General features: G+C 51.2%; 14 protein-coding genes. 10 read left to right on the top strand and 4 right to left on the bottom strand.

Annotated elements, in window-relative coordinates:
- Positions 1-3: 3 nt before the first annotated feature.
- From AAH187_RS10230 to AAH187_RS10200, 7 genes are all read left to right on the top strand, one after another.
- Positions 4-156, top strand: coding sequence for an NADH-quinone oxidoreductase subunit H (locus AAH187_RS10230; protein ID WP_342348383.1), 153 nt, complete (start codon positions 4-6; stop codon positions 154-156).
- 14 nt (positions 157-170) lie between these two features.
- Positions 171-707 (top strand): NADH-quinone oxidoreductase subunit NuoI, encoded by a 537-nt coding sequence (gene nuoI / locus AAH187_RS10225; protein WP_342348357.1) that lies wholly within the window; start codon positions 171-173, stop codon positions 705-707.
- A 78-nt stretch (positions 708-785) separates the two neighbouring features.
- On the top strand, positions 786-1,304 hold the full coding sequence (locus tag AAH187_RS10220; RefSeq protein WP_342348356.1) for an NADH-quinone oxidoreductase subunit J: 519 nt from the start codon (positions 786-788) through the stop codon (positions 1,302-1,304).
- A complete protein-coding gene (gene nuoK / locus AAH187_RS10215; RefSeq protein ID WP_312646704.1) occupies positions 1,304-1,609 on the top strand; it encodes an NADH-quinone oxidoreductase subunit NuoK in 306 nt (101 codons plus the stop codon). Before AAH187_RS10220 ends, nuoK begins: the two co-directional genes overlap by 1 nt.
- Before the next feature lie 4 nt (positions 1,610-1,613).
- Positions 1,614-3,515 carry an NADH-quinone oxidoreductase subunit L gene (gene nuoL, locus AAH187_RS10210; RefSeq protein WP_342348355.1) on the top strand — a complete coding sequence of 634 codons (1,902 nt, stop codon included), beginning with the start codon at positions 1,614-1,616 and terminating at the stop codon, positions 3,513-3,515.
- An 84-nt stretch (positions 3,516-3,599) separates the two neighbouring features.
- Entirely contained in the window at positions 3,600-5,174 is a 1,575-nt protein-coding gene (locus AAH187_RS10205) for an NADH-quinone oxidoreductase subunit M (RefSeq protein ID WP_342348382.1), read from the top strand.
- On the top strand, positions 5,171-6,652 hold the full coding sequence (locus tag AAH187_RS10200; protein WP_342348354.1) for an NADH-quinone oxidoreductase subunit N: 1,482 nt from the start codon (positions 5,171-5,173) through the stop codon (positions 6,650-6,652). Before AAH187_RS10205 ends, AAH187_RS10200 begins: the two co-directional genes overlap by 4 nt.
- Before the next feature lie 56 nt (positions 6,653-6,708).
- Here AAH187_RS10200 and AAH187_RS10195 read toward each other — a convergent pair whose 3' ends face one another.
- From AAH187_RS10195 to AAH187_RS10185, 3 genes are all read right to left on the bottom strand, one after another.
- Positions 6,709-7,587 carry an EamA family transporter gene (locus AAH187_RS10195; RefSeq protein WP_342348353.1) on the bottom strand — a complete coding sequence of 293 codons (879 nt, stop codon included), beginning with the start codon at positions 7,585-7,587 and terminating at the stop codon, positions 6,709-6,711.
- A 392-nt stretch (positions 7,588-7,979) separates the two neighbouring features.
- Complete coding sequence (locus tag AAH187_RS10190; RefSeq protein WP_342348352.1) at positions 7,980-8,759, bottom strand: ankyrin repeat domain-containing protein; 780 nt, start codon at positions 8,757-8,759, stop codon at positions 7,980-7,982.
- A gap of 386 nt (positions 8,760-9,145) precedes the next feature.
- A complete protein-coding gene (locus AAH187_RS10185; RefSeq protein ID WP_342348351.1) occupies positions 9,146-9,880 on the bottom strand; it encodes a hypothetical protein in 735 nt (244 codons plus the stop codon).
- Between the two features lie 565 nt (positions 9,881-10,445).
- Here AAH187_RS10185 and purH point away from each other — a divergent pair.
- The 3 genes from purH to AAH187_RS10170 all read left to right on the top strand — a co-directional run bounded on the left by purH (position 10,446) and on the right by AAH187_RS10170 (position 14,130).
- On the top strand, positions 10,446-12,002 hold the full coding sequence (purH, locus tag AAH187_RS10180) for a bifunctional phosphoribosylaminoimidazolecarboxamide formyltransferase/IMP cyclohydrolase (RefSeq protein ID WP_342348350.1): 1,557 nt from the start codon (positions 10,446-10,448) through the stop codon (positions 12,000-12,002).
- A 187-nt stretch (positions 12,003-12,189) separates the two neighbouring features.
- Complete coding sequence (purD, locus tag AAH187_RS10175) at positions 12,190-13,464, top strand: phosphoribosylamine--glycine ligase (RefSeq protein WP_342348349.1); 1,275 nt, start codon at positions 12,190-12,192, stop codon at positions 13,462-13,464.
- Between the two features lie 15 nt (positions 13,465-13,479).
- Positions 13,480-14,130, top strand: a complete 651-nt coding sequence (locus AAH187_RS10170) for an L-threonylcarbamoyladenylate synthase (RefSeq protein ID WP_342348348.1) — start codon at positions 13,480-13,482, stop codon at positions 14,128-14,130.
- A 156-nt stretch (positions 14,131-14,286) separates the two neighbouring features.
- Here the strand turns inward: AAH187_RS10170 and AAH187_RS10165 are convergent.
- Positions 14,287-14,487: hypothetical protein (locus tag AAH187_RS10165; RefSeq protein WP_342348347.1), on the bottom strand; the 201-nt coding region annotated here is incomplete at its 5' end.

Below are 14,487 nucleotides of genomic sequence, written 5' to 3'. Positions count from 1 at the left end.
GCGATTTTCCTCTTTTTGTTTTTCTGGATTCGGGCCACCTTGCCTCGATTACGATATGACCAGCTCATGCGGTTCGGGTGGAAGGTCCTCCTTCCCATTGCATTGGCGAATATTGTGTTGACGGCGATCGTCGCCTTTCTCTTTCCAGGGAGCTAAGAAGGTTGAATGGTATGAAACTCAAGGAGTGGGTCAAAACGCTTACTTTTTATGAGATTGCGTTAGGGATGAAGGCGACCTTATCCCATTTCCTTCATTATAAGCCTATCACCTTACAATACCCGCACGAAAAGAAACAGTTGCCGTCCAACTATCGCGGTATGTTGGCGTTATTGCGCTACGATGATGGAACGGAAAAGTGCGTGGGATGTGATTTATGCGAGGCGGCTTGTCCCTCCCGTGTCATCCGAGTCGTGAGTGCCGAGGTACCGGGGGAACCCACGAAGCGATATTCCAAGGAATATTACATGGACATGACCCGATGTTTGTTTTGCGGGTTGTGTGTGAAAGCGTGCCCCGTTGATGCGTTGGGAATGACTCAGGAGTATGAATGGGCGGTCTACGATAAGCGCCAGCTTCAATTAAATAAGGAGCAGCTTCTGGCTATTGGCGATCGAAATTATCCGATTCGGGAAAAGCGCCTGGAATTTCAGCATCCCAATGTGGCCTATTTTAACGTAGGGTTTAAGGAAATTCCTCAAAAAGAATAGTAGCCGTTATGGTCTGGCGCTGCACTCGGTCCACATGCCGGACAAGGAATATCCCAAAAGTTTTTTAATGAGCAGGTAATGGGAACGATAGTTTTTTTCTATTTTGCCAGTGTGATTGTGGCAACGGCCGCTCTGGTCGTGGCCCTGAGAAGCCCGGTGTATAGTGCGCTGGCGCTCCTGGTCATGTTCTTCCACGTCGCGGGGCTCTTTGTCACGTTGCATGCAGAGTTCCTGGCCGTGATTCAAATCCTGGTCTATGCGGGCGCAATTCTGGTGCTCTATCTTTTTGTGGTCATGTTGCTCAATTTGAAGGGGGAAGTACGCTTTCATCACCAATTGACCGTCGGCCTCTTTCTGGGATGTATGGTCTTTGCGGAGGCGGTGTTGCTGGTGGTGAAGGGCGAATCCTCATTGGGTGCGAATCTTCCTGACCCGGGAGAGCCGACCCATTTCACCCAGGGCAATACGGAATCGATTGGCGAGCTGCTGTATTCCACGTATCTGTTTCCCTTCGAAATCGCGTCTCTCATTCTCTTAGTGGCGATGGTGGGTGCGGTCATCCTCACCAAAAAGGGGATATTGGAGGCCAAGAGTTAATGGACGTTCCCGTGAGTTACTATCTTGTGCTGAGCGGGATCGTGTTCTCAATCGGATTGGTAGGAGTGCTCATTCGACGCAATATCATCATTATTTTATTATCCATTGAGTTGATGCTGAATGCCACGAATATTAATTTTGTGGCCTTCTCTTCCTATTTGGGTAATCTTTCCGGTCAGGTGTTCGTGTTTTTTGCGCTTACCGTGGCTGCTGCGGAGGTTGCGGTAGGGCTGGCGATTATCATCGCGCTCTATCGGCATTCGGCCAGTACCAACATTGACGACTTCCGGTTGCTGAAATGGTAAGGCGATGCTCTACGCCTTAATTCCTTTCCTCCCACTCCTGGCCTTTGTCATCCTAGGGCTATTCGGTCACTGGATCAAAGACCGAAGCCATTGGGTGGCCGTTCCTGCCGTCCTGGGATCGCTCCTTCTTTCCATCATGGCGCTTGTCGATGTGGCCGGTGGTCAGCCGCTTCATATCCCTCTCTATACCTGGGCAGATTCGGGAAATCTTCATATTGCCATAGGGTTATTTGTCGATCAGCTCACAGTCGCGATGTTGTTACTTGTCACCATTGTGAGTTCCTTGGTCCATGTCTACACGATTGGCTACATGCATGGAGAGCCAGGCTACGCCAGATTTTTTAGCAATATCGCGCTCTTTACCTTTTCCATGTTGATGCTGGTGATGTCCGATAATTTCCTTCAGCTTTTTGTCTTTTGGGAAGCGGTGGGTCTGTGCTCCTACCTGTTAATCGGCCATTGGTATGAGCGTGAATCAGCCAGGGCCGCGGCCACCAAGGCGTTTCTGGTGAATCGGGTCGGGGATTTCGGATTCATGTTGGGTATTCTGCTGGTCTTTGTCACCTTCGGCAGTCTGCATTATCAGGAGGTGTTTCCTCAGTTGGAGCAGAAGGCTGGTGGCCTGGTAAATCTTCTTGGTTCTGTCGGAGGTCATTGGGAAATATCAGTGATGACCTTGATCTGCCTCTTTCTCTTTATCGGGGCAGTCGGAAAATCTGCTCAAGTGCCTCTGCATGTGTGGTTGCCGGATGCGATGGAGGGTCCCACTCCGATTTCAGCGCTCATTCATGCGGCGACGATGGTGACGGCAGGGGTATTTATGGTGGCCAGATTTGCCCCATTATTCAACCTTTCTCCCGTGGCCATGGATGTGGTGGCAGTGGTCGGTGGAGTCACGATGTTTATCGGCGCGACGATCGCGCTCACGCAAACTGATATCAAGCGGGTTGTGGCGTATTCCACACTCAGCCAACTTGGGTACATGATGATGGCCTGTGGGCTGGGTGGCTATATTGCCGGAATGTATCATCTTCTCACCCACGGCGCGTTTAAGGCCTTGTTATTCCTCGGGTGTGGGGCGGTGATCATTGCTCTTCATCATGAGCAAGATATGAAAAATATGGGTGGACTTAAAGATAAGCTCCCTGTGACGTATTGGACCTTTCTCATTGGAGCCCTGGCCCTGTCCGGATTTCCACTCACTGCGGGATTTTTTAGTAAAGATGAATTACTCCTGGCGGCCTGGATGTCCGGCGACCTGGGTAAGGTCCTGACCGTCTTAGGATTGCTGACCGCGCTCATGACGGCCTTTTACAGTTTTCGATTGGTGTTTGTGACATTTTGGGGAGAATCGCGAGTGGATCCCCACCATGCCCAGCATGTTCATGAACCGTCAAAAACGATGACGTTTCCTCTTCTGATTCTTGCGGTTCTGAGTATCCTCGCAGGATACATGGGAATTCCAGAGTTTTTGGCCCCTGCGTTTCCCCCTGCTGAGAGTGGTGGAGGTCATCACGAAGGATCTGCGGCCATGGGCATTATGATGACGGCCACCGCAATGGGTCTGCTAGGGATTGCCGGCGCCTATTGGGTCTATGTGAAGTCGCCGGGCTTGCCTGACCGATTGGCCAATCAGTGGCAATCGCTGTATCAGTTGTCCTTGAATAAATGGTTTGTGGATGAAGCCTATGACCGGACCGTGGTGATGCCAACATTGAATCTCGCGGATCGGTTATGGAAAAGGGTGGATATTGCGGTGATTGATGGTGCGGTCAATGGAGTGGCGCGAGCCGTGGCCTGGGGAGGATGGGTGACGCGTAGACTTCAAAGCGGACAAGCACAAAATTATGCGCTGGCCATGACGGTCGGCGCGGTGGTCATTTTAGGTGCGATGATCTTTTATTAGGGTGGGTGGCAGAACGTATGATGGGATACTCGTGATGGTTCAACAGACAACCGTATGGCAGGAGATTATTCAATCGTGACTGAGATGGTTATTCCCACAGGGGGGATCCCCTGGCTCACGATCGTGCTTATTCTCCCGCTGCTCGGAGTGGTCGCGGTCTTGCTGGCTCATGAGGCCCTTTCACGGGCTATTGCGTTGATAGTTTCCGTCCTGACGTTGCTGGCCTCCCTGCCTCTATGGTTCGCGTTCGACAATGCCAATGCCGGCATGCAGTTTGTGGAAAAGCATCTATGGATCAATTCCCCCGCGATTCATTATTCCCTGGGTGTGGATGGGATCAGCATGCCGTTGATCCTCTTGACGACATTTCTGACTCCTCTCTGTATTCTCGTCTCCTGGACGTCGGTTCAAACTAGAATGAAAGAATTCCTGATCAGTTTGTTGGTAATGGAGACCGCGACGATCGGCGTGTTTGCTGCCTTGGATTTTGTGCTGTTTTATGTGTTTTGGGAGACGATGCTGATTCCCATGTATCTTTTGATTGGGGTCTGGGGTGGGCCGAATCGTGTCTATGCGGCGATCAAGTTTTTCCTGTATACCCTGGCCGGCAGTATCTTGCTGCTGGTAGCGATCTTGGTGCTGTTTTTTGAAGGTGGGCGAACCTTTGATATTTTGGCGTTAACACACGCCTCTTATGCCTCTGGGTTGCAATCCCTGCTGTTCTGGGCTTTTTTTGCCGCCTTTGCGGTAAAAGTGCCCATGTTTCCTTTTCATACCTGGCTCCCGGATGCCCATGTTGAAGCGCCCACTGCAGGGAGTATCATTCTCGCAAGTGTCCTGCTCAAGATGGGGACCTATGGATTTTTACGGTTTTCATTGCCCATGTTGCCTGATGCCTCCGTTGCGTTTACCCCCGTCATCATGACCCTGTCGGTTATCGCCATTATTTATGGGGCCTATATGGCCTTGGCGCAATCAGACCTCAAAAAACTTATTGCCTATTCCAGTGTCAGTCACATGGGGTTTGTCACCCTGGGAATTTTTGCGCTCAATGCCCAGGGAATTGAAGGCGCGGTCATTCAGATGATCAACCACGGCATTACGACCGGCGCTCTCTTTATGTGTGTGGGTATCATTTACGAACGGACACACAGCCGGCAAATTACCGATAATGGCGGATTGGCGAACGCAATGCCGAAATACGCGACATTTTTTGTGATCTTTGCGTTGTCTTCCGTTGGCCTTCCAGGCATGAATAGTTTTGTCGGAGAGTTTTTAGTCCTGGTGGGAACCTTTGCCTGGAGCAAGTTGACAGGGACTCTGGCCGCTTTGGGGATTATTTTGGCTGCCGCCTATATATTGTATTTGGTGCAACGGATGATCTATGGGCCGGCCTCTCCGCAGATGCTCCCCAAATTAACTGATTTGAATGCCAGGGAATTTGGCATGCTGGTTCCGTTAGTGGTGTTGGTGTTTTGGATTGGGCTCTATCCGAAACCGTTGCTGGATGTGATGCATGCCAGCGTGGAGCGGGTCATCGCATCCCAATCCACATCAGTCCTGGTTCAGAAGGGAGGGGGTGGACAAAGCCACACCCTGACGATGACGGCCGAGTCATTTGGGCATCCGCTTAGCATGAAGGGTGAGGTTGCCCCATGATGCTTCCTCTCGCCGATCTTCTTCTCATTCTTCCTGAAATGCTCATCGTGGGCATGGCATGTCTGATTCTTGTTCTTGATCCCATTACGCCTGCACACAAAAAAGATTTCCTGGCGTGGATGAGTCTCGGCATTCTTGTGGTATGCAGCGTGGTCACGGCGGGCGGTTTTGGTGAGCGGGTCATGGCCTTTAGTGATTTAGTGGTCGTGGATTCGTACGCCGTATTTTGGAAAATGTTGCTGTATCTCGTGAGTGGTCTGACCATTTTATTGTCCATGGGGTATCTCAAAGAGGAAAAGATCCAACTCGCGGAATACTACGCCTTTGTTTTATTGGCATTGACCGGAATGATGGTGATGGTATCGGGGGCTGATTTGCTCACGATCTATCTTGGAATCGAACTGATGTCGATTACCCTCTATATTATGGCCGGGTTCAAGCGTTTTGAACTCAGGTCAATCGAGTCCTCCGCCAAATATTTTGTGTTGGGGGCCTTCTCCTCAGGAATTTTGCTCTATGGGATTTCAATTATATTCGGAGTCACGGGAAGTACGAGGCTGGTGGAAATTGCGGCTGTGGTCAATGGGCGAGGAATCGATGATCCGTTAGTGTTCATTGCGCTTATGCTGTTGATCGTGGGATTCGGGTTTAAAGTTGCGGCGGTGCCGTTTCATATGTGGACGCCTGATGTGTACGAAGGAGCCCCAACGTCTGTGACGGCGTTTATGGCGGTGGCTTCCAAGGCTGCCAGCTTTGCCGCGTTCCTTCGGGTTCTCCTGGAAGCTTTCGGCGGCATTAAACCCGATTGGAATCTGTTAATTCTGGGCATTTGTATCATCACGGTGGCTCTTGGCAATCTTGTGGCCATTGTTCAGACTAACGTGAAACGGATGTTGGCCTATTCCAGTATTGCTCATGCGGGGTATGCATTGATCGGGGTCGTGGTCGCGGGGTGGAGCGGTACAGAGTCCGCAGTTTCGGCTCAGGGCGTTTCGAGCCTGATGCTCTATTTGGCGATCTATTCGTTTATGACGATAGGGGCATTTTCCATGGTGGCTATTTTGCGGAAGGGCGGCCTCGAAGGTGAAGAAATCGAAGATTTCACCGGATTGGCCAAGCGACATAAAGGTGGCGCATTTCTCATGTTGGTGTTTATGGTCTCGTTGGCGGGTATTCCTCCCACGGCCGGGTTCATCGGGAAATTGTATCTCTTTATGGCGGCCGTCAATGCCGGGTTGGCATGGCTGGCGATCATTGGACTGATCTTTGCGGCCATTTCGGCTTTTTTCTATTTGCGCATTGTTATGGTGATGTATATGCGTGAGCCATCCTCCGAACAAGAATTGCATACCCGACTTGTTCTTTCTCCTCAGGTATCGTTTGTGTTGGCCTGCGCCGTTGCCGGTGTGGTTTTGCTCGGAATCTTTCCAGGTCCGCTGGTCTCGGTTGCAGACCTTTCCTCTCTCCCCATTAAATAACTATCGGTTGTCGTTTTCATCTCCGGCTTTTCGGGCTATTCATGGGCCTGACAGGGTTACTCTGCTTGTCCAAATCCTAATACTCCCACCCCGATCATCATCAGGACAGCGCCGACTAACCGCTGTCCAACATATCTTTCCCTCAAAAAGAGAATGCCCCATATCACCGCAATGAGCATGCTGGACCGCTTGACGGCGATCACGGAAGGAACCGGACCAAGGTTGAGCGCGGTATTATGGAGGAGAAGACCGATGCCTTGAAACAGGCCGATAAGTATAAGGATTCCGACGGTGCGCGAATGAGGCATGGCATGGGTAGATTGTGGCAAGAAACGGAGCGCTAATATAAATCCAAACGTCATCACACTCGTAATGGAAAGACTCCAAAATAGTGGCGAAGAATTTTGTACGCCGATCTTGTCGAAGTTGGACGTGAGACTATAGATGAAGGCCACCGACAGCATGCGTCTGGGACCTGGTTGTTGGAAGATAGCGACCAATGGCCCGAACAAATCCCGGTGCATCGACTGAATGTGTAGGACATATGCTCCAGCCACAATACAGGCAATGCCCGCAATATCCTGTGTCGTTGGCATATCTCCCACCAGGAGAGGTGAGGTGAGTAATAAAAATAGTGGGGTAAAGGAAATGAAGGGAATGGCCAGGGAAAGATCGGAACTTTGTAAGGCCCTCATGAATTGGAACATGGCCAGGATATTCAAGGTGCCGCCAAAGAGGAGAGCAGGAATATATTGAGGTCCCAATGGGGGAATTGAATCAGTGAACAGCAACATACCGAGTAGCAATGGAATGGGAGTGGCACAAGCAGCGAATGCGGCCAGTTGAGGCGAGACGGACCGTAGTCCCTGCTTACTCAATAGGTCTTTCAGGGATTCGCTGAGTGCAGCCAACAGGGCAAGAGACATCCAGCTCATGGTTGGATCCCCAATACAAACACTCTCGAGGTGAAATAGTTGATCATTAATTTTGTCTGAATACACTTTGGGCGGTACGCATTTCCAGGATCTTACAATGAGGGGCTGTTGAAAAAAAGCCGCCAGCGGCGTTCTCGTCATTTTTCCGTGCTCACGTACTGGAGGTACGCTCTGCGCGCAAAAATGACTGCGGCCTTGCTGGACGAACTTTTTTGAACCGCCCCGAGGCCTCTGATATGCAACGTGCCTGTGGGTCAATATGCCCTTGGAAATTATTATTATTCAACACTCCCAATGAATACCTGGATGCCACCAGCGGGTTTACCTGATGTTCTAAAGAAGATGAGGAGACGAAGAGGAAAGGGCGGTCGTAAGGACTTTACGGCGGAGACTTAGGAATCCAGATGATTCGGGCAGTGCTGGAGGATTTCCTGGAGAGCCGCATACAGTCGACTGGAATTGGCAGACGAGGAGGTTTGGAGTGGATGTATGGGAAGAGAACATGTGGCTCCACGAGACAGCAGATAGGAAGTCAGATCTCGTTGGCCGGAGAGGGCGGCAGAATGGAGCGGCGTCAGGCCAATGGTATTGGTGGCATCGATAGGGGCTCCGGAATCCAGGAGGAGGCGAGTCATGTCGGTATCTCCGGCTTGGGCGGCGACGTGCAGCGCAGTCCACCCTTCCTTAAAAGAAGTTTGAACGGTGGCGCCGTGAGCGAGCAGATATGACGTCATGCGTCGGTGATGTTCCTGCACGGCGATGTGTAGGGGGGTGATGTTCCCATCAAGGCCGTCCACAAGGGCCCCGTGTTGAAGGAGGAGGTCGGCGATATCCACATGGCCCCCCTTGGCGGCAAAATGCAGTGGGGTCCATTCGGATTGATAAATGGCCCCAGGGTCTGCCCCGTTTTGTAACAGGAGTTGGGCAATCGTAAATTGTCCTGATCTTGCAGCGAAATGAAGGGGTGTGGCTCCTTGTGGCGTGCGCTGATTCACATCCGATCCTTGGTCCACTAATTGATGTGTTAAGGAAAGGTTCCGGTCTTGGATGGCTTGAATGAGGTCAGGTTGCCGGGAGGAGCTATTCCACTCTGAAGCAAATGCATAGGACAGAAGAATTCCAAGGATAATCCCCACATATTTGACGATGGTGAATCCACGTGATTGGCGCATGAGAGAGCTTTCCTTGTTTTGGAGGTCAGAGCGTATGGAATGAGAACCGGGCTCATTGAGTATAAAAATGTAGGGAACGTCAAAATTAGTGGTCTAGACCATTCCCCATTTGAAGGGGAAGGTCAGCGTGCTATTTGGTGAGGCCAGCGGGTTGCGTCTTGAATCAATCCTGCCAAAACCACGATGGATTCTTGTTGGTGTTGGGCTAAATGGTCGTATCTGGACTGGGCTTCACTTGTGGATGGGGTCTTCGACGGTCTTCCCTCTTACCTCCCTCTTATCCGATGAACGGAAAAAAGAAGGCATGGCCGGTTTTTTAGAGAAATAACCGGGAGAATAGATTCGGAATTTGTGAGGGAATGTCTGGAGAGGAGAGAAAAAGGAGTTTAGGTCTTGCCGGCGAGAAGTTTTTCTTTCTGGATGATGAGTTCTTGTGGTGTCATGATTTGCTTTTCGACTAAGTCACCTAGATTTTCCAATTCATCGGTCGCCGCCGCTAATGGACTCTCCGTGTCATTTTTGTCGGATTCGGGCTGCTGGCTGGCATGTTGATCAGCCTGGTGTATCAGCCCATCCAAAACATTGTGCCAATGTGTTGCCGTCCCTAAGGATTTTTCATAGAGAATGCCCCCTTCTTTGGTTTCCATATTGAGGAAATTGACAACATGGAACGGTTCGTCTTCATCGTGGAGCCACACAATAAGGTCGATTCGCTGGTTATCTTTTGAAGGAGAGGAGGTCTGCCAACTTTTTATCAGTCTTTCCGCGTTCGAATGCATGAGTTTTTGAAATGAGATGAGTGCTTTTGGACCTGTTCGTAAGGTTTCTTGAAGAACTTCTCCATTTTTCACTAAGAACGAACCGACCAGACTTGAAATATGAAGCAAACGTGGGGGGACCGAAGGAGTGTGTAACAGGCAAATTTTGAGAGTTTGGTCGTTCACGGCAATGCCTCCAAGTCCATCGCGACCCATGAACATTTGTGATGGAATGAAACTTGTGCCGTGGATCCGGTTTTCTTCTTTTTTCTTATTCGCTGGAGGACTCAGGCTTAAGGTGAGCACAATGGCTCCGAGTGTAAGACATATCAACAGCACAACGACTATCAGGGTGAAATCCATCAATGAATCCTAAGACTCTGAGAGTCCCTACCGTGTTGTTAAAAGCGCAAAACGCGATATGAATCGGGGATGTGGCGAAATTTTGGTTGTCATTTTAAGACCTGAGTTGACCTCCACCGGCATGTAACGAGCAGAATATGCAGCAATCCCCTGAAACTGATTGCACTTCTTTCACTTACCATGTGAGTAGAAATCCTGGTTGCCGAAACCAAGCCGAGAGGGGGTTGTTCAAGATGCTGTGTTTGCCATTATTTCGAGCTGGCTCTCAATGTAGTATTTCGGCAGAATCGGATGTTGGCTTTATGGGTGGATCAGGAAATATTTTGTTGATGGAAACTTCCCCGGTTACGGATGCAAGGTTTGGTAAGAAGATAAGGTTGATGAAACACAAAACTTTAATATTGGCAAAGAAAGACGTCGATGGGGTTGAATAAGGGGACGAGCGGGAATAGGGTCTTGGTGCTTGTAGCAGGAACTTCAGAATTCGTTGAAGTTCCCCAGGTCATTTGCTAAGCTGACCTTCCGTTTTTTTACCCATCAACAGAGACGAGTGGCAGGAGAACACATGGCAAGATTGGGGAAGGCGCTCATCAGCGTATCCGATAAAACCGGTGTAGAAAAAATGGCCAAGGGCCTGGCGGCACTTGATGCGGATATTTTGTCGACCGGCGGAACGGCCAGTATGCTCAGGGACGCCGGGGTGACCGTGACAGAAGTGGCAGATTACACCGGGTTTCCTGAGATTTTGAACGGACGGGTGAAAACATTACATCCTAAGATCCATGGTGGGTTATTAGGGCGGCGTTCGGTTGATGCACATGTGAAGCAAATGCAAGAACAGGGGATCGAGCCCATCGATGTCGTGGTCGTGAATCTCTATCCGTTTGAAGCGACGATTGCAAAGCCCGGTTGTACGTTTGAAGAAGCCATTGAAAATATTGATATCGGGGGACCGTCCATGCTCCGGTCGGCGGCCAAGAACCATGAGGATGTCCTGGTGGTGGTCGATCCACAGGATTATGAGCGGGTGTTGGAGGCCTTGCAGTCCGGAACCGTCTCCTTAGGGCTGCGACGGGAGTTAGCCAAAAAAGTCTTTGACCATACCGCCAGGTATGACAGCCTGATCGCCAATTATCTCAACTCCAAGTTAGCCGATACCTTAGGGCAAAAATTTCCGTCGTTATTGTGCCTGTCATATGAAAAGGTCGAAGATCTGCGGTATGGAGAGAATCCGCATCAGGCCGGTGCGGTATACCGTGATCGGGAGACCAAAGAAGCCTCCCTTTCTCAGGCTCAACAGCTTCATGGCAAAGCCATGTCCTATAATAACTACCTGGATGCTAATGCGGCGTTGGAACTCGTGAAGGAATTTGAAGAAACGGCGGTGGTCATCGTCAAACATAATAATCCCTGCGGGGTGGCCATCGGGGATATGCCGGTTGAGGCCTATGTCCGGGCACGAGAAACAGATCCGGTCTCAGCCTTTGGCGGGGTCATTGCCTGTAACCGGAATGTCGATTTGCCCATGGCCAAGGAAATCACCTCCACCTTTGTGGAAGTGCTGATTGCGCCGGCATTTTCGGAAGAGGCCTTGGCTGAACTTCAACGGAAAAAAGATTTAAGACTGTTAGCGGTGGGTGCCTTGGAGAGTGCTCAACGGGATGCCCTGGATATGAAAAAAATTGTGGGCGGGATCTTAGTCCAGGACCGGGATCTGGGGTCCTTACGTGAGATGGGAGACTTATCCATGCCGAGTGAACGGCAGCCGACCGACCACGAGTATCAAGCCTGCGATTTCGCCTGGAAAGTCTGCAAGCACGTCAAGTCCAATGCCATTGTCTTTGCCACACAGACCCAAACCGTCGGCATTGGTGCCGGGCAAATGAGCCGGGTTGATTCGGTGAAACTGGCGCAAATGAAAGCGAAGCTTCCCGTCAAAGGGTGCGTGATGGCCTCGGATGCCTTTTTCCCGTTTCGTGATGGTATCGATGCCGCCGCAGATGCAGGTATTACCGCGGTGATTCAACCTGGAGGGTCTATCCGGGATAAGGAGATCATCCAAGCCGTTGATGAGCATAAGATGGCCATGATTATGACGGGTATGCGGCACTTTCGTCATTAACCGAACTCAATCCGATTTTTCTTCAAGTCTTCCCTGGTTGCGGTTGTTCAGTTTGATGACGGGTGTGCCTTCGATCGCAGAGGTGTAACCGGGCTTCGGAGAATAAGCATTAGAATCGGGCACAGGCCATATTGGCACATTCCCCCATCCTCGGGATGGAGCGGGAAGGGAAAGCATACGTGTTCACATGAAGGTATTAATCATAGGCAACGGTGGACGGGAACACGCACTCGCGTGGAAGCTTGCGCAATCCCCTCGCGTGACCAAACTCTTTTGTGCCCCGGGCAATGCGGGGATCGCGCAGGTGGCCGAATGTGTGCCACTCCAGGTGGATGACCTTGAAGGCCTGAAGCACTTTGCACAAACCAACGCAATCAATCTGACGCTGGTCGGACCGGAACTGCCGCTCTCCTTGGGTATCGTCGACGAATTCAGAAAATCCCACATGCGGATTTTTGGCCCCACCCGCAATGCGGCCCTCATTGAATCCAGTAAATCGTTTGCCAAAGAACTCATGGTGCGAGAAAAAATTCCCACTCCATCTTCGCACACGTTTGACAAACTGGAGCCGGCGTTAACCTGCCTGGAATCCTGCCCGCTTCCGATCGTCGTGAAAGCCGATGGTCTTGCGCAAGGGAAAGGGGTCATCATCTGTGCGACCAGGGCGGATGCCCGTGAGGCGGTTCGCAGCATGCTGGAAGAGCAGCGCTTTGGAAAGGCCGGTGCACGGGTGGTGCTTGAAGAATTTCTTGAGGGAGAAGAACTCACGGTCATGGCCTTTGCCGATGGCCGAACGGTCATTCCCATGCTGCCTGCCCAGGATCATAAGCGAATCGGTGAAGGGGACACGGGTCTCAATACCGGTGGCATGGGGGCCTATGCCCCGGCTCCATTGGGAACACCGGAACTCCGGCAACGTATTCTTGATGAGGTGTTAACTCCGGCGGTCACAGGGTTGTCCAGGGTGGGGAGTCCATTTTTCGGGGTGTTATACGCGGGGATTATGGTCAAAGATGGCAAACCGTATGTGCTGGAATTTAACGCCCGCTTTGGCGACCCTGAAACGCAGGTCGTGCTCCCACTCTTAAAAACGGATTTATTGGATGTGCTTGAAGCTGTGGTCGAACATCGGTTGGACCAATTGCAGGTGGAGTGGCATGATCAGGCGGCGGTGTGCGTGGTGTTAACCTCAGGCGGATATCCCGGGTCTTATCAAACGGGACTGCCGATCACCGGCCTGCCGGAAAAAGAGTCGAAGTCTGTCATGGTGTTTCATGCCGGGACAGCCCATGCCAATGACAAAATTGTCACGAATGGCGGAAGGGTCCTCGGGGTCACCGGGATTAATTCAACCCTGGCCGGAGCCAGGGATCATGCCCATGAGGCGCTCGCCTCGATTCAGTTTGAAGGCCGGTATTTCCGTTCAGACATCGGCCACCGCGTGCTGCAGGTTCAATCCTGACTCGAAGGCCCTGCCGTGGCCACCGTTCTCCAACTCCATTCCACTCCATCATCTCAACTCATTCATCAGGTTGCACACTGTCTGCAGGAGGGCGGAATCGTGGCTGTCCCGACCGATAGCTTTTACGCGCTGGCGGTGAGTCCCTTCAATCAAATCGCATTAGAGCGGCTGATGCACATGAAAGGCGAACGCGGCCACAAACCCTTTCCGGTGTTAGTTGGTGACTCGTCGCAACTGGACCAACTGACGGAAGATATCCCCGATGTCGCTCGAACACTTATGGAAGCGTTCTGGCCGGGTTTGCTCACGCTGGTCTTGCAGGCTCGTTCAACTCTTTCCCCCATCCTGACTGGTGGACAGGGAACCATTGGTGTCCGGCAGCCGAATGATCTACGAGTTTGCGAACTCTTGAAGCATATCGGTTCGCTTACCGGTACCAGCGCTAATCGAAGTGGACAGCCGCCGGCGCAATCTGCGGGAGATGTGACTGAACAATTAGGATCGGTAGTTGATTTGATTGTGGATGGCGGCCTTGCGCCGGGTGGCCGACCTTCCACGGTGCTACAAATAGAACCAGAACTTCGCATTATTCGCCAGGGTGCCATTTCTCGTGGTCGACTTCAACAGGTTCTGGCCACTGAGTCTACCCAACTTTCCGAAGAATAACCAAAGTAAGCGTAACCCCCTCTGTTTTTTTCAGGACTCCCAATGGGGCGGATTTCTTCCTAACCCGATCAAGCTTCTGGGCAGGGATCTGTTCTGTTTAAGCCATTGTCCAATTGACATATTTCACAAATTGAGTAAGGATTCGGCTGGCCAATACTAGCGCTTCCCATTTTGTTCTGCCCCTGCAGTTTCTATGATGTGTATCAGGAATCCATCTTGAGCTTTGCCAGTAAAAAGGCGTCGGTTAGTTGAAAACATCACACCTATGTCTCCAACTCTCGTCTCAGTGATTTTCTTAGGTTGCCGGGTTTCGCCCCGGCAGGCGAGGCCCTTTTGTTTTGGCAAAAGGACCCAAAA

Origin of the sequence: uncultured Nitrospira sp. (assembly GCA_902500695.1) — a bacterium.
GTDB lineage: Bacteria > Nitrospirota > Nitrospiria > Nitrospirales > UBA8639 > Nitrospira_E.
Note: the sequence above shows the minus strand (reverse complement) of the source record. Positions and strands in the feature narration are given on the sequence as shown.